General features: G+C 36.1%; 19 protein-coding genes. 13 read left to right on the top strand and 6 right to left on the bottom strand.

Translation table 11 applies throughout. From position 1 onward, the window contains the following. Nucleotides 1–55 precede the first annotated feature (55 nt). The 5 genes from rpmH to mnmE all read left to right on the top strand — a co-directional run bounded on the left by rpmH (nt 56) and on the right by mnmE (nt 3,857). Nucleotides 56–190 carry a 50S ribosomal protein L34 gene (rpmH, locus tag HSM_RS10415; protein WP_007241546.1) on the top strand — a complete coding sequence of 45 codons (135 nt, stop codon included), beginning with the start codon at nt 56–58 and terminating at the stop codon, nt 188–190. A 14-nt stretch (nt 191–204) separates the two neighbouring features. Beyond that, complete coding sequence (gene rnpA, locus HSM_RS10410; protein ID WP_011608287.1) at nt 205–564, top strand: ribonuclease P protein component; 360 nt, start codon at nt 205–207, stop codon at nt 562–564. Further along, nucleotides 528–788 (top strand): membrane protein insertion efficiency factor YidD, encoded by a 261-nt coding sequence (gene yidD, locus HSM_RS10405; protein ID WP_011608286.1) that lies wholly within the window; start codon nt 528–530, stop codon nt 786–788. Before rnpA ends, yidD begins: the two co-directional genes overlap by 37 nt. Continuing rightward, nucleotides 788–2,413 (top strand): membrane protein insertase YidC, encoded by a 1,626-nt coding sequence (gene yidC, locus HSM_RS10400; RefSeq protein ID WP_012341073.1) that lies wholly within the window; start codon nt 788–790, stop codon nt 2,411–2,413. The genes yidD and yidC overlap by 1 nt, the downstream gene beginning before the upstream one ends. Nucleotides 2,414–2,498: 85 nt before the next feature. Further along, the gene (gene mnmE / locus HSM_RS10395) at nt 2,499–3,857 is read left to right on the top strand and encodes a tRNA uridine-5-carboxymethylaminomethyl(34) synthesis GTPase MnmE (RefSeq protein ID WP_012341072.1); all 1,359 of its coding nucleotides are present in this window, start codon (nt 2,499–2,501) and stop codon (nt 3,855–3,857) included. 99 nt (nt 3,858–3,956) lie between these two features. On the opposite strand, the gene HSM_RS10390 is transcribed toward mnmE, so the two are convergent. Together HSM_RS10390 and HSM_RS10385 are read right to left on the bottom strand one after the other, a co-directional pair. After that, nucleotides 3,957–4,436, bottom strand: coding sequence for a Dps family protein (locus tag HSM_RS10390; protein WP_011608283.1), 480 nt, complete (start codon nt 4,434–4,436; stop codon nt 3,957–3,959). Between the two features lie 152 nt (nt 4,437–4,588). Further along, entirely contained in the window at nt 4,589–5,158 is a 570-nt protein-coding gene (locus HSM_RS10385; RefSeq protein WP_012341071.1) for an anthranilate synthase component II, read from the bottom strand. A 56-nt stretch (nt 5,159–5,214) separates the two neighbouring features. On the opposite strand from HSM_RS10385, the gene HSM_RS10380 reads away from it, so the two are divergent. From HSM_RS10380 to serA, 8 genes are all read left to right on the top strand, one after another. Next, nucleotides 5,215–6,222 carry an aminodeoxychorismate synthase component I gene (locus tag HSM_RS10380; RefSeq protein WP_012341070.1) on the top strand — a complete coding sequence of 336 codons (1,008 nt, stop codon included), beginning with the start codon at nt 5,215–5,217 and terminating at the stop codon, nt 6,220–6,222. Between the two features lie 148 nt (nt 6,223–6,370). Continuing rightward, nucleotides 6,371–6,952: an aminotransferase class IV family protein gene (locus HSM_RS10375; RefSeq protein ID WP_012341069.1), complete on the top strand. Its 582-nt coding sequence runs from the start codon at nt 6,371–6,373 to the stop codon at nt 6,950–6,952. A 60-nt stretch (nt 6,953–7,012) separates the two neighbouring features. Next, nucleotides 7,013–7,402: a RidA family protein gene (locus HSM_RS10370; protein WP_012341068.1), complete on the top strand. Its 390-nt coding sequence runs from the start codon at nt 7,013–7,015 to the stop codon at nt 7,400–7,402. Between the two features lie 221 nt (nt 7,403–7,623). After that, nucleotides 7,624–7,959 (top strand): ComEA family DNA-binding protein, encoded by a 336-nt coding sequence (locus HSM_RS10365; protein ID WP_012341067.1) that lies wholly within the window; start codon nt 7,624–7,626, stop codon nt 7,957–7,959. 189 nt (nt 7,960–8,148) lie between these two features. Beyond that, nucleotides 8,149–8,745 (top strand): RdgB/HAM1 family non-canonical purine NTP pyrophosphatase, encoded by a 597-nt coding sequence (gene rdgB, locus HSM_RS10360; protein WP_012341066.1) that lies wholly within the window; start codon nt 8,149–8,151, stop codon nt 8,743–8,745. Beyond that, on the top strand, nt 8,745–9,923 hold the full coding sequence (gene hemW, locus HSM_RS10355) for a radical SAM family heme chaperone HemW (RefSeq protein ID WP_012341064.1): 1,179 nt from the start codon (nt 8,745–8,747) through the stop codon (nt 9,921–9,923). Before rdgB ends, hemW begins: the two co-directional genes overlap by 1 nt. A 95-nt stretch (nt 9,924–10,018) precedes the next feature. Continuing rightward, a complete protein-coding gene (gene rpiA / locus HSM_RS10350) occupies nt 10,019–10,678 on the top strand; it encodes a ribose-5-phosphate isomerase RpiA (RefSeq protein WP_012341063.1) in 660 nt (219 codons plus the stop codon). A 25-nt stretch (nt 10,679–10,703) separates the two neighbouring features. After that, nucleotides 10,704–11,936 (top strand): phosphoglycerate dehydrogenase, encoded by a 1,233-nt coding sequence (gene serA, locus HSM_RS10345; protein WP_012341062.1) that lies wholly within the window; start codon nt 10,704–10,706, stop codon nt 11,934–11,936. 140 nt (nt 11,937–12,076) lie between these two features. Here the strand turns inward: serA and HSM_RS10340 are convergent, their stop codons facing one another. The 4 genes from HSM_RS10340 to HSM_RS10325 all read right to left on the bottom strand — a co-directional run bounded on the left by HSM_RS10340 (nt 12,077) and on the right by HSM_RS10325 (nt 15,923). Beyond that, nucleotides 12,077–14,368 (bottom strand): MMPL family transporter, encoded by a 2,292-nt coding sequence (locus HSM_RS10340; protein ID WP_012341061.1) that lies wholly within the window; start codon nt 14,366–14,368, stop codon nt 12,077–12,079. Nucleotides 14,369–14,376: 8 nt separating this feature from the next. Then, nucleotides 14,377–14,964, bottom strand: coding sequence for a LolA family protein (locus HSM_RS10335; protein ID WP_012341060.1), 588 nt, complete (start codon nt 14,962–14,964; stop codon nt 14,377–14,379). 10 nt (nt 14,965–14,974) lie between these two features. After that, a complete protein-coding gene (locus HSM_RS10330; RefSeq protein ID WP_012341059.1) occupies nt 14,975–15,418 on the bottom strand; it encodes an acyl-CoA thioesterase in 444 nt (147 codons plus the stop codon). A gap of 79 nt (nt 15,419–15,497) precedes the next feature. Then, a complete protein-coding gene (locus HSM_RS10325; RefSeq protein ID WP_012341058.1) occupies nt 15,498–15,923 on the bottom strand; it encodes a hypothetical protein in 426 nt (141 codons plus the stop codon). Nucleotides 15,924–15,927: the final 4 nt, after the last annotated feature.

The raw sequence follows: 15,927 nt of genomic DNA, 5'->3' as shown, positions 1-15,927 counted from the left end.
ATTTTACAAGGGCAATGGTATAACAAATTTTTTATTTAGATTTAGGTAGATTATAATGAAACGTACATTCCAACCTTCTGTATTAAAACGTAACCGTACACACGGTTTTCGTGCTCGTATGGCGACTAAAAACGGCCGTCAAGTTTTAGCTCGTCGTCGTGCTAAAGGTCGTAAGAGTTTATCTGCATAATCCAGCCCTTTGCTGTGGTTAAGCTAGGCTTTTCCAGGGAGTTACGATTGCTGACTCCCTCTCATTTCAAATGCGTTTTTCAAAAACCATTGCGTGTTAGCACCCCTGAAATTACCATTCTTGCTCGAAAAAATAATTTGGAACATTCTCGGTTAGGCTTGACTGTTGCGAAGAAGCATTTAAAACGTGCACATGATCGCAATCGTGTTAAACGCATTTCTCGTGAAAGTTTCCGTTTATTACAAGGACAGCTGGCTAATTATGATTTTGTAATAATAACAAAGAAAGGTATTGGTAATTTAGATAACCAGCAATTATTTCAAACTTTGGATAAGCTATGGAAACGTCACATTCGTTTGGTGCAAAAGTCTTAATTGGTGCAATTAGGATTTATCAATTGATGATTAGCCCGCTGATTGGTCCTCGCTGTCGTTTTGTGCCAACTTGTTCTTGTTATGGTATTCAAGCAGTAAAAACGCATGGTGTAGTAAAAGGTAGTTGGCTTACAGTTAAACGTATATTAAAATGTCATCCTTTTAATGTGGGCGGATACGATCCTGTTCCCCCAAAGATTAATAACAACAAAGAGAACGAATAATGGATTCTAAACGCAGCCTATTATTTATGGCACTTCTTTTCATTTCCTTCCTTATTTATCAGCAATGGCAAGTAGACTATAACACGCCTAAGCCGGAAGTGACTGAACAAGCTCAGGTTTCTGAAGTGAACTCAACCGCACTTACAGCAACGTCAGATATTGCTAATGATACACAGGCTAAAGGTCGTGTTATTACCTTAGAAAATGATGTTTTCCGTTTAAAGGTAAATACTTTGGGGGGGGACGTGATCGGTTCTGAATTATTGAACTATGATGCAGAATTACATTCTTCAGCACCTTTCGTCTTATTACAGAACAATGCGGATAAAGTATATATTGCACAAAGCGGCTTAGTCGGAAAAAATGGCATTGATAGTCGTGCTGGTCGTGCAAATTACCAAGTTGAAGGTGATGTGTTTAAGTTAGCAGAAGGTCAGCAGGAATTAAAAGTGCCTTTGATCTTTGAGAAAGATGGTGTGATCTATCGTAAAGTCTTTGTATTAAAACCTGGGTCTTACGCATTAGAGGTCAATTTTGAAATTACCAACCAAAGCCCAAAACCGATTGAACTAGTTCCTTATGCACAATTAACTCATACGCTAGTTGAAAGTTCAGGTAGCATGGCAATGCCGACTTATACCGGCGGTGCTTATTCATCGTCAGAAACCAACTATAAAAAATATAGTTTTGAAGACATGGAAAAAGCAGATTTAGATATTCATACCAAAGCCGGTTGGGTTGCCTTGTTGCAACATTATTTCGTCTCCGCTTGGATTCCTAATCAAGATGCTAATAATACCTTGTACACGCTGACAAATACTAAGAAACACTTGGGTTCTATTGGTTATCGATCTGCTCCGATTGTAATAGAAAACGGTGCAACTGAAACTATTCATACTCAATTATGGACTGGTCCGAAATTACAAGATCAAATGGCTGATGTGGCTAATCATTTGGATTTAACCGTTGATTATGGTTGGGCTTGGTTTATTGCGAAACCTCTATTTAAATTGCTAACCCTAATCCAATCTCTTGTACAAAACTGGGGTCTGGCAATTATTGGTGTCACTTTAGTAGTAAAAGCAGTTCTATACCCGTTAACCAAAGCACAATATACGTCGATGGCAAAAATGCGTATGTTACAACCTAAATTGCAAGAAATGCGTGAGCGTTTTGGTGAAGATCGCCAACGTATGAGCCAAGAAATGATGAAACTTTACAAAGAAGAGAAAGTCAATCCTCTTGGCGGTTGCTTACCAATTCTTCTACAAATGCCAATTTTCATTGCTTTGTATTGGACATTTATGGAAGCCGTTGAATTACGTCATGCCCCATTCTTTGGTTGGGTACAAGATTTATCCGCACAGGATCCGTATTTTATCTTACCGATCCTAATGGGTGCCTCAATGTTCCTATTGCAAAAAATGTCACCAACACCTGTTGCCGATCCGATGCAACAAAAAGTGATGACGTTTATGCCATTAATTTTCATGGTGTTCTTCTTATTCTTCCCCGCAGGCTTAGTGTTATATTGGTTAGCCTCTAACCTTATTACTATTGCACAACAATGGTTAATTTATCGTGGTTTGGAGAAAAAAGGCTTACATACCAGAGTAAAAAAATAATCCTAAATAAAAGAAAGGCATCTTAGATGATGCCTTTTTTGTTATAATTCTATACGATTTTTGACCGCACTTTTGGAAACAAATTATGAGTAGAGATACTATTGTAGCTCAAGCAACGCCTATTGGACGTGGTGGAGTTGGGATTTTACGTGTATCAGGACCTTTAGCTCAGCAGGTTGCTGAACAAGTACTCGGTAAAACCTTAACACCTAGGATGGCAAATTATCTTCCTTTTAAAGATTCTGATGGTAGTGTATTGGATCAAGGGATAGCACTTTATTTTAAAGCACCCAATTCTTTTACCGGAGAAAATGTTCTTGAGTTACAAGGACATGGCGGACAAATCGTCATGGATCTTTTATTAAAACGTATTTTACAAATTGACGGTATTCGTTTGGCACGACCGGGGGAATTTTCTGAACAGGCGTTTCTTAATGATAAATTAGATTTAGCTCAAGCAGAAGCAATTGCTGATTTAATTGAGGCGAGTTCGGAGCAAGCAGCACGTTCTGCGTTAAAATCATTGCAAGGTGAGTTTTCAAATAAAATCAATGAATTAGTTGACTCAGTTATTTATTTACGCACTTATGTTGAAGCAGCAATTGATTTCCCTGACGAAGAAATTGACTTTCTTGCAGACGGTAAAATTGAAACGCATTTACGTGAAATCATAGCCAAGTTAGCTAAAGTAAAAAATGAGGCAAAACAAGGGGCTATTTTACGTGAAGGAATGAAAGTAGTCATTGCCGGTCGCCCAAATGCCGGAAAATCCAGTTTATTAAACACACTAGCAGGGCGTGAGGCGGCAATTGTTACGGATATTGCTGGAACAACTCGAGATGTTTTGCGTGAGCATATTCATATTGACGGAATGCCTTTACATATTATTGATACGGCAGGGTTACGTGATGCAACCGATGAGGTCGAAAAAATTGGTATTCGTCGTGCTTGGGATGAAATTGAACAGGCTGATCGTATTTTGTTAATCTTGGATAGCACGGAAAATCAAGTTGAACTGGATTTAGTGCGGTCTGAATTTATGGCAAAATTACCGCCACATATTCCTTTAACCATAGTAAGAAACAAAGCTGATTTAAGTGGTGAAGCAGAAGTTTTAAATGAACAAAACGGTTTAACTGTTATTTCATTGTCGGCAAAAACACAAAAAGGTGTTGATTTGTTGCGTCAGCATTTAAAACAGTCCATGGGCTATCAAGTCTGCACTGAGGGGGGATTTTTAGCCCGTCGTCGTCATTTAGAGGCCTTAGAACAAGCTGACATTCATTTACAAGCCGGATTGATTCAGTTGACAGAATTTTATGCAGGTGAATTAGTCGCTGAAGAACTGCGTATAGTGCAACATCATCTAAGTGAAATTACAGGACAATTTACTTCCGATGATTTATTAGGCAATATTTTTAGCTCTTTCTGTATCGGCAAATAAACACAATATTTAGCTTTTCATATAAACGAAAAAACCTCTAGGCACAGCTAGAGGTTTTATTTTAACTTTTAGATTTAAAATGATGTGATATTACACAAATTAAGCATGACAACTTTCACAAGCCGCACTGAACATCCAAATTAATTTCTCATGCTCTTTAATATAATCACTCATTTGCGAAGCGGTACCTTCATCATTGGCATCTGATGCAATAGCAAGGATACTACGTTGTTGTTTTAACAATGTTTTAAACCCTTGTAGGGTACCGTTTAAACAGTCCTGTGCGTTAGTTACATTAATATGCTCCTGAATTTGCGATTGTGTCAAATATTCACTAAACGCATTGCTTGGGGTATAACCTAAAGTTAAAATACGTTCTGCAATTTCATCTACTTTCACCACTAAATCATCATAAATCTCTTCAAATTTTGCGTGTAATTCAAAGAAATTTACACCTTTAATATTCCAATGATAGCCACGTACATTCATGTAGAATATTTGATAACTTGCTAATAAATTATTTAATTCTGTTGCTAATTGTTTTGAACTATTGCGATCTAAGCCGATAGTTGTTGTCATAAGCTTTCTCCTATTTATGTTTATTGATGTCTTTACTGATTATATGATAAATAATAATTCCTTACTAACAAAATGGATATTATTGATAAAATTCATAGGAAATTTCTATCATTTTTTTATTTTTAATAGTTATTATGAATTTATTATAATTATCAATTACTTAGCCAATTTTGTATGATTTGCTTACCAAACTCCGAAATATAAGACTCGGGATGAAATTGTACGCCGTAAATGGGCAAGGTTTTATGTTGCATCGCCATGATTACTTCATCATCACAAATCGCAGTAATTTCAAGATCTTCCGGAAAGTTTTCAGGACTTACTGCCCAAGAATGATAAAGTCCAATTTGAAATGTTAAGGGTAAATTTCTAAATAGTCTCGAATTAGACCGCACTTTTAGCTGTTTAGCTTGTCCATGACGTACATTCTGCAAATTATACAATTTTCCGCCGAAAAATTCACATAAAGTTTGATGTCCTAAGCAAACACCCAAAATAGATTTGTATTGATAGTATTTTTCCAGTAAATCAAAAAGTTGGGGATATGCATGAGGAACATCAGGTCCCGGAGAAATTAACAGGTGAGAAAAATTTTCTATTTCCACCAAAGATAAATCCTCTACATTCACAACTTTAAAAGGCGTACCTAAACGGCGAATGAGATCCACTAAGTTATAAGTAAAAGAGTCATGATTATTAATGACTAATAAATTTGTGTTCATGTTTCATCTTAAGCTAAAATCGGCAGATTGCGTATATTACTAAATTTTTCATCACTATGTCATTGAATAACTCAAGTCAATTTCGTGATTTTGCCCAACAAGCGAATTATTTTGGGCAAAATAAATTACCTTTTTTCTTTTTGATTGATTTTGAACAGCAAAAACCAATTATTTTACCCATTGAACAAGCAGCAAAAGAAAATATCTTTTTTACTATTTTACAACCGCAAGGAATAAAAAGTAATGTAGATTGGCATTTTGAATTTTCCACAAAAGATTGTCATTTTTCATTTAATCCTATGAAATTTAAAGATTATCAGCAGGGATTTGAGCTGGTTAAGAGCGAGTTACAAAAAGGTAACTCTTATTTGTTAAATCTTACTTATCCGAGCAAAATTGAAACAAATTATAGTTTAATACAGTTATTTCAACAAACAAAAGCAAGTTATAAGTTATTGTTTAAAAATGAATTTATTTGTTTTTCGCCTGAGCCGTTTATTCAAATTTATGAAAATAAAATTTACACCTATCCAATGAAGGGCACGATAAATGCAACGTTAGAAAATGCTGAGCAACAATTACTAAATTCACAAAAAGAGTTGCGTGAACACTATACCATTGTGGATTTAATGCGTAATGATTTAGCTATTGTAGCTAAAAATATTGAAGTTAAACGTTTTCGCTATGTTGAAAAAATTCATACTGAACGAGGTGCAATTTTGCAAACAAGTTCCGAAATTTGTGGTGAGTTAGAGGAAAATTGGCGACATAATATTGGACATATTTTAGCCGCACTATTACCGGCGGGTTCTATTAGCGGTGCACCAAAAGAAAAAACGGTGGAAATTATTCAACAAGCGGAGCAGCAAAAGAGAGGTTACTACACCGGTGTTTTTGGTATTTTTGATGGAGAAACCTTACAAAGTGCGGTCGCTATTCGCTTTATTGAGAAACGGAGCGATGGCTATTATTTTCGTAGCGGAGGTGGCATTACAATTCAAAGTGATATAGAAGATGAATACAACGAGCTGTGTGCTAAAGTATATTTACCCCTCATAAAATAAGCGAATTAAGGACTATTTAGAGCCTAAACAGCGGTTTATCCAATAGTGAGGAAAACTAAGTAGCTAGCTTTTATTTCTTTATCTCAAGATTTAAGTAGAGAAATAATTTTTGATGCAGATATGACTATTTGATAATTATTAACAGAAAATGTGGCAATTTCCTTTATTTGAAACGATCTTAATTGAACAAGGTCAAGCTAAAAATATTTCCTATCATCAGCAACGTTATGAAAAAAGCCTGCTGAAGTTTTATCCCAAAATGAAATTACAACCATTTGATTTAGCAAAAATTATTGCTAAACATACCGCACTTTTCACCCACCGAGAAGGCTTAATACGTTGCCGTATTGATTACAACCATCATGATTACGTTCTTCAATGCTTTCCTTACCAACAAAAAGTTTATCGAACTTTTAAACCTGTTTTCTGTGATCATATTGATTACAGTTTGAAATTTTCAGATCGAACATTGTTAAACAACCTCTTAAAACAAAAAGAAGAATGTGATGAAATTATGATTATTCGTCAAGGCAAAGTAACGGATTGCTCTATTGGAAACTTGATTTTTCGCCAAAATAATCAATGGATAACTCCCAATAAACCGTTATTAGAAGGTACACAACGAGCAAAATTACTTGAGCAAAAGAAAATTATTGCAAGAGAAATTTTTTTCGAGGATCTGGCACAATATGAAGAAATTCGCTTGATAAACGCCATGAATGGGCTTTAAGTTTATTTTTAAAAGCGTACAATAGTTAGCGTGAAAATATCGTTGAATTAAGGAGAAAAAATGACAAAAATTATTCACACAGAAAAAGCACCGGCAGCAATTGGCCCCTATGTCCAAGCTGTGGATTTAGGTAATTTAGTTTTAACTTCTGGTCAAATTCCGGTTAATCCTGCAACTGGGGAAATTCCGGCGGATATTACGACACAAGCTCGCCAATCTTTGGAAAATATTAAAGCAATTCTTGCACAGGCAGGATTGACCGTAGCAGATATTGTTAAAACAACTGTTTTTGTTAAAGACTTAAATCAATTTGCAACCGTAAATGCAGAATATGAGCGTTTCTTTGTGGAAAATAATCACCCAACTTTCCCAGCACGTTCTTGTGTTGAAGTAGCTCGCTTACCAAAAGATGTCGGTATTGAAATTGAAGCTATCGCAGTACGTCAATAATTTCTCTTCAAAAAAACGGGGATTCGCTTTTAGTGAATACTCGTTTTTTCACAAAAAAGTCTCTTTTTGCTAATCCATTTTGTTATTTTTGCGATCTTGATCGTAAAAGTGCAGTGATTTTCTCGTAAGTTTTTCGCCTCCATGCAAAATGTCTGTTGTTGAATCAATTCAACAGTTCAATTTTTTAAACTTTGGTTATCATTTACTGTAAGGAAGACAAAATGAAAAAAATAACCTCATTTTTCAAATCATTATTGATGTTAAGTGTTGCTTTGGGTGCTTTTAATGCATTTGCAGAAACACCAACTCAACCACCTAGTTCAGCCCAAGCAACACAACAAGTTGAACCGGTCATTATTAGCGATAAATTGAACATCAATACTGCAACAGCGGAAGAAATTAAACACGCTTTAATAGGAATTGGAAGCAAAAAAGCCGAGGCAATTGTTCAATATCGTGAAAAATTTGGTAAATTTACCGCGGCTGAACAGTTACTTGAAGTCAAGGGGATTGGCAAAGCAACACTAGAAAAAAATAGAGATCGCATCATTTTCTAGACACATGCCAAATAACTTTTGACAATATAAATCAATATCCCCTCAATTTTTAACAATGTTGAGGGGATATTTCTGTAGGAAGCAAAAATATTTTATCATTCAGGGGACTTATCTTAAAACAGCATCTTAAAAAATACCTGCGAAGTGCTTAAAATAGCAAACTGGTTATTCATTGAAAAAGGAACGGTAATGAAACAAAAAATTGTACTAGCAACAGCTAATCCTGGGAAAGTAAAAGAAATGGCAGATGTATTATCTGAATTTGGTTTTGATGTTGTTGCACAAAAAGATTTAGGTATTGACAGTCCGGAAGAAACGGGTTTGACTTTTGTAGAAAATGCACTTCTAAAAGCACGTTATGCAGCAAAAATGTCAGGCTTACCTGCGATTGCTGATGACAGTGGATTGGTTGTTCCTGTACTAAACGGTGCACCAGGATTATATTCCGCTCGCTATGCCGGAGTTGAGGACAAAGATGCGGAGCAGAAAAATAGAGAAAAGTTATTAGCGGAACTGGCTAATGTGCCCGTTAATGAGCGTCATGCCAAATTTGTGAGTTGTATTGTCATGCTGCAACATGACACTGATCCATCGCCAATTATTGCTGAAGGTGAATGTCATGGAATAATTGCTTTTTCTGAAAGCGGTTCAAATGGCTTTGCTTATGACAGCTTATTTTTCTATCCTGAAACAGGTTGTACTTTTGCTGAACTGGAAACATCGGAGAAAAAGAAAATTTCACATCGAGCCAAAGCTCTCGCAGTATTAAAAGAGCGGTTGAAATAATGACACAATTCTCCCTTGTTAAACTATTTCCCATTCAGCTACCTCCATTAAGTTTATATATACATATCCCTTGGTGTGTACAAAAATGCCCTTATTGTGATTTCAACTCCCATGCACAAAAAGGGCTTATTCCGGAAACTGAATATGTTACCCATTTGCTTACTGACTTAAAGCAAGATTTGGTACGTTATCATGCCTCAATAGCCGACCGAAAATTGCATTCTATTTTCATTGGAGGCGGAACTCCTAGCCTATTTTCTGTACAAAGTATTGATTATTTATTGAATCAAATTAAACAACTTATTCCTTTTGAGGATAATATTGAAATTACGCTTGAGTCAAATCCTGTAACAGCTGAAAGCGATCGGTTTGTCGGATATGCACAAGCCGGAGTGAATCGAATTTCTATAGGGATTCAAAGTTTTAATAATGAAAAATTACAGAGACTGGGGCGTGCCCATAATGCAGTTGAAGCAAAAAGTGCGGTGCGTTTTGCTCAACATTCCGGATTAAACAGTTTTAACTTGGATTTAATGCACGGATTACCCAATCAATCTTTGGTGCAAGCACTGGACGATTTACAGCAAGCTATTGCTTTAAAACCGCCTCATTTATCTTGGTATCAACTCACAATTGAGCCTAATACAATGTTTGCATATCGTCCGCCGAAATTACCCGATGAAGATGAACTTTGGGATATTTTTGAGCAGGGTCATCAATTGTTATCCAAAGCAGGTTACCAACAATATGAAACCTCTGCTTATGCAAAAGTTGATTTTCAATGTCAACACAATTTGAATTATTGGAGATTTGGTGATTATTTAGCTATTGGGTGTGGAGCACATGGTAAATTGAGTTTTGCTGATGGACAAATTTTACGTTTTTCTAAAACGAAACACCCTAAAGGCTATATGCGTGGTGAATATCTATATGAGGAAAAAAATATCCCTTTTTCAGAACGTCCATTTGAGTTTTTTATGAATCGCTTTCGTTTATTGGAACCTATGGAAAAACAACAATTTGAACTGTTAACTGGATTAGCACAAAGTGCGGTACAAAAACAAATTGATTGGGCGTTAGAGAAAAACTATTTATCAGAAACGAACCGCACTTGGCAAATCACTGAACAAGGAAAACTTTTCCTTAATGAATTATTAACGGAGTTTTTGCCTGATTAGCTTGTGTATTTAAGTGAATAGTTTTAAAGTAGTGAACTTATAAAAATATTTGCTTTGTACGACATAAACATAAAATCATAGAAAAAGGATAAAAAATGGATCAGTTAAGCATGAAAAAAATGGCTGCTCAAGCTGCACTGCAATATGTTAAACCTGATAGTATTATTGGCGTAGGAAGCGGTTCAACTGTCAATTGTTTTATTGAAGTATTAGGTACAATAAAAGAAACAATCAAAGGTGCTGTCGCAGCTTCAAAAGCATCAGAAGAATTATTACTCCGACAAGGTATCGAGGTATTCAGTGCAAATGATGTATCCGGTTTAGATATTTATGTCGATGGTGCAGATGAAATTAATCCGCAAAAAATGATGATTAAAGGTGGCGGAGCAGCATTGACACGTGAAAAAATTGTAGCCGCATTGGCAAAAAAATTCATATGTATAGTAGACAGTTCTAAACAAGTGGATGTATTAGGCTCAACGTTCGCTTTGCCGATAGAGGTGATTCCAATGGCTCGCTCTCAAGTTGCACGCAAATTAGTGGCGTTGGGCGGTTCACCTGAATATCGTGAAAATGTGGTTACAGATAATGGTAATGTTATTTTAGATGTATATAACTTTAAAATTATGAATCCGATAGAAATGGAAAAAGAATTGAATAATGTGGCCGGCGTGGTAACAAATGGGATTTTTGCTTTACGTTCTGCAGATATTGTTATTGTAGGTACGCCGGAGGGTACAAAAATTATTGGATAATTATTTAAATATATGGAGAGGCAATATGACAACAAAAGTATCACTAGATAAATCAAAAATTAAGTTTTTGCTTTTGGAGGGAATACACCAAAATGCACTGGAGGTGTTAAAAGCAGCAGGATATACCAATATCGAATATCATCGGAAGGCCTTAGAACCTGATGAATTAAAAATTGCTATCAAAGATGCACATTTTATCGGTATTCGTTCTCGAACGTCTTTAACGGAGGATATATTAGCAGAAGCAACAAAATTAATTGCAATTGGTTGTTTTTGTATCGGCACAAATCAAGTGGATTTAGAAGCGGCAAAAGCACGAGGTATTCCTGTTTTCAATGCACCGTTTGCCAATACCAGATCTGTGGCTGAATTAGTGCTTGGTGAGATCTTATTATTAATGCGTAATATACCGCAAGCCAATGCCGATGTGCATCGAGGTTTATGGAATAAATCCATGGTGGGATCTTATGAGGTTCGTGGAAAACGCTTGGGTATTATTGGTTATGGTCATATTGGATCTCAACTAAGTATTATTGCAGAAGCGTTAGGCATGAATGTGTATTTCTATGATATAGAAACAAAATTACCTTTAGGTAATGCACAACAAATGAATAGCTTAGAAGAACTTTTGAGTACCTGTGATGTGGTTTCATTACATTTGCCGGAAAATTCCTCAACAAAAAATTTAATGAATGCGGAACGCATTGCACAATTAAAGGCGAACTGTATTTTTATCAACGCTGCCCGTGGCACAGTGGTTGATATTGACGCTTTAACTCAGGCGTTAGAAAGCAAAAAAATTCGTGGTGCCGCAATTGATGTATTCCCGAAAGAACCTGCCTCGATTGAAGAGGAATTTATCTCGCCATTGCGTGCTTTCGATAATGTTATCCTAACACCACACATTGGTGGCTCAACTGTTGAAGCACAAGAAAATATTGGAGTTGAAGTCGCAAATAAATTTGTCAAATATTCCGATAATGGTTCAACACTGTCGGCAGTAAATTTCCCAGAAGTATCTCTACCGGAACATAGTAATGCAAAACGCTTATTACATATTCACCATAACCGTCCGGGGATTTTAAATAAAATCAATCAAATATTTGTGGAGCAAAATATCAATATTGCGGCTGAATATTTACAAACCGAGGCAAAAATTGGTTATGTGGTAATCGATGTTGAAACAGAAGATACCGCTCAATTATTGGCTAAACTTAAGCAAATTGAAGGCACTATTCGTGCGAGAGTATTATTTTAATTTGATGCTAACAACAAGGGGCTGACATCAGCCCTTTTTGAGTTTTAGTGCTTATGCAATCCTGTTTTGCCATAAAAATGATATATCTATCGCAATTAATCAGCCATAAGATAGGATGTGAAAATATATTCACCATTACTTCACTTTATTCGCAAAATCATTCCTAAGCTAATCAGCACCCCCAAACTGACACTCAAGCCAAAACTTGCTACCGCCGGAGTGGAGCTTAATCCTAATAAAGCAAATGAAATAAGCGTGGTAAGTGCTGCAAGGCTAATCGTAAAACGTTTTATTGATAACGGCTCTTTCGCTGTTTGCATATAGGCAATGTAATCAATACCAATGACCGACACCAATAATAACCCAAACATAGCAAACAAACTGATGGTGATATTTAACCAACCTAAAATTGCGACTGTACACACAACTGAAATAAGCGGGATACTGAGCATTTTCAACGTTTGCGATATGCCAAACATTCGCCACAACAATAAAGCTGCCAAGCCAAATGAGAGCAATTTTAACCAAGCCGCTTGGTTGCGGGTTTGCTCAAACAACTGATTGAGATGGGCAGGTTTATCCTGCCAGTAAATATCCCGATTATTAACAATTTGCTCAAGAATTTTTGGGTTATTCAATCCTGATACTTTAATAATACTTGCTACTTTTCCTCGATCAAGCTCACCTAAATATAGATTTTTCCAAACTTTTCCCAATTCTGTATTTAAAGCTTGTTCTAAGCTGACAAGAGGCTGTTTTTCCAATTTTTTTAGCGAATGACGAATCATGTCCTTTGGAATACCAATTTCATCAAAAACGCTATAGCTTTCAGCAGGAATATTTTTTAGCTGTTGAATAAACTCCGCTTGTTGCTTTTTTGACATAATCCATTGGCTTAATGACTGAAATTTTATCAGATTATTTTCTTGTGCGAACCGTTGTAATTTCTCGGTTAGAATTTGGTCTTTTTGCAATAATTGCTCATTATTTTCAGCAGTAATTAATAAGTATTGGTTGCTTAGATCAATGCCGGTAATTTGACGAATTTTTTGTGCCTGCTCAATCAATTCCGTTGGCATAGCAACCCATTGACGAATATCATCTTGCCAATAGCTTTTCTGCAACCCTACTACAATGAAACCCGTGCTAACCACAAATAAAATCTTATTTAATAATGAATTAATCTTAACGTGGAAATTTATTTTCAAAATTCTTCGTAAAAACAAAGACTTATCTGACTGGTAATGTCGGAAAAATAGGGGCAAATACAAGAAGGTCGTTAAGACAGCAAAAATCAACGCCATACCGGAAAAAAGTGCGGTCTGTTTTAGGATAGGTAAAGCAGTAAATCCCAGTAAAGCATAACCCAGCAAAGTCACCAATAAGCTGACAAAAAAAGTAAGGCGAAGTTTTGCCATCGCTTTATTGGCACGCCATCGGCTTAAAAATAGAGAAGATGTAAGCCAATGCAATGGGAAATCAATCAGAACCCCCACTAAACTCGTGCCAATCACGAGCGTTAAAATATGAATCTGCCCAAAGCAACTAATAGTAGCAGTAATACCTGCAACCATACCTACAGAAATCGGTAAAAATAACCATAATATGCGTAAGCTACGGAAAACCAGCAACAGTAAAAGCAAGGTTAGGCTGATACCTAACCCGCCCATGATCGTGCTTTCATATTTAGCTTGTTGTTGTGAATAATCCGCAAAAATCACCGCACCTGTACTTAACCATTGACCTTGTTGTTCTTGAATAAATTGTGCATTTTGCTTAAGAAGTGCGGTTAAATTTTGCTGAGGTTTGATCAAATCTGAATCAACAATTTTGCCTGTTAATAAAACCCATGTCTTACCTTGTTGAACAGCATAGAGCATACCTGTTTCTGCATGCCACTGAATTTGACTTTGCTGCTGAGATTGCGACAATACAAAACGCCCAAAACCAAGCCAGTCTTGTTCCAAGGGGAGCAAATTTTGATAACCGAACGGGTTAATGATTTGCTCTGCATATTGCTGAAAATAACGTTCGGGCTGTTGAATAATCTGATTTCGTGTTGAAATAGGCAGTGTGGCTAATTTTAATAACTCAATCTGCTGTTGAAGTTCAGCTAAATTCGGTTGATTTTTTACAGATAACGTTTGAAATAACCCACTTTTTTGCCATTGTTCTGCAACTTTTTCCGTCAATTTAAAAGCAGCTTCTGATTGTGAATGTCCAACCAATGCAATAACTTGCTGATTAAATTGCTGTTCTTGATGTTTATCTGCCTCTAATTGAATTTTTGTATAGTGTTGACTGTCCGGCAAAAGTGTATGTAGATCCGTTTGTAACCATTTACCTGTTTGTAAATGATACATAAAAATCGCCACCACAAGACATAAAACCCCGGCAAAAATTAAGCGGTAAACGGTCAATAATTTGCGCATGCAAATTCCTATTGGAAGGCAGATTGAATAAAGGGTGATAATGGAAGGTTAATCTGCTGATTATTAAACAAAATCAAGGTACGATCTCCCTGTTTTTCATGCAATTCAATACGTTGCACAGCTACATTGCCCTGAATAATAATTTGATTAAAAATTTGTTTCATCAGCAAACTGCTGGGCATGAGCTGAAGTTGCCAATTTTTTTCATCTCCTGAAAGCACTACGTCAAATTGTGTCGCAAGTGCTTGAATATCGCCGGACAATAAGCCTAAGAATAGTTTAATTTGCTCACCCTGACCTAAACGAGAATGGTTTTCCCATGCTGTTCCATTCCATTGGCTAATGCCTTTTGCCGTCACTTTCAATTGATGTGTAAACGGTTTTTCCGTTTCCCAAACCAACCCTTTATTTTTTATTAAAATAAATTTTCCTGAAGTGATAATGGGTTTGGTTAAGGCTTTTAAATAACGTTGTTGACTAAATTCACCTTGCGTATTCTGTGGCTTTTGTAACAAATGTACTAAATCATCCTGAGAAAAAGCCCAAAGATTTTTGCAACATAATAATATTAACAAGACAAAAAGATATTTTTTCATTAACGCTCTCTCACTCAGCAATAAACCCATGATAGCTTTCTATCGCATCACGCCAAGATTGTGGCGTTTGTAATTGCATTTCACCGGTTGAAATATCAACGGCAACTTGGGTGGTACTACCCTTTGTCAGTTTTTGTTTGGTGGCTAAATCAGTAATGGTGTAATCAATACGGATACAGCTTTCGTATTCTACAACAGCTAAATGCACCCGAATTTTTTGGCGAAATACGGCAGGTTTAACATATTTCAAATGAAGTTGAACAATTGGCCAGCCGTAACCTTTTTCTCGCATCACATCGTAGGTATAGTGAATTTCTTCTAAAAATGCACAGCGAGCCATTTCTAAATATTTGACATAATGACCATGCCACATAATAAACATGGAGTCCACATCAAAAAATGGGATTTCATAGTCGGAAAAATGTTCAGCGTAAATGTGTTTTTTAAGTCTCATTTTAAGCAAAAGAGCGGTTTAATTTTGCTCATTTTTTCAAGAAATTAAACCGCTTGTTTATCCTAGATTATTAATAGCTTTACTTAACAAAATCGCCTTTTAATGCTACACCAGCAATACTTCTACCGGCATGGCACTCATATTTAGTGGTACTACTATATTCTTTTTTCTTGTAATAACTCACGAGGTTACCCACTTTAGTTACCCCTTTAGCTACCGCTTGATCTTGGAAACGTTTCACTGCAGATAAGAATACCCATTGGCACGCTTCTTTATCTGTTTTATTCACCGCATTCGTTTTCGGGTTGGTAACCGCCCCTTTTTGAATCACTTGACCCGGTGCAGGTTTACCAAAATAAAGCTTGATTTTAGGATTCAGTATTTTTTTAGCCTCAGGAGAACTTAAGGCTTCCTGAATAGATAAATAATGGGTTGTATCACGAGGTGCACAAGCAACAATCACAACCGCAGAAAAAGTTAAAGCTAATATTTTGATCAGTTTCATAAAA

Source organism: Histophilus somni 2336, from assembly GCF_000019405.1.
In the GTDB taxonomy this organism is placed as follows: Bacteria; Pseudomonadota; Gammaproteobacteria; order Enterobacterales; family Pasteurellaceae; genus Histophilus; species Histophilus somni.
Note: the sequence above shows the minus strand (reverse complement) of the source record. Positions and strands in the feature narration are given on the sequence as shown.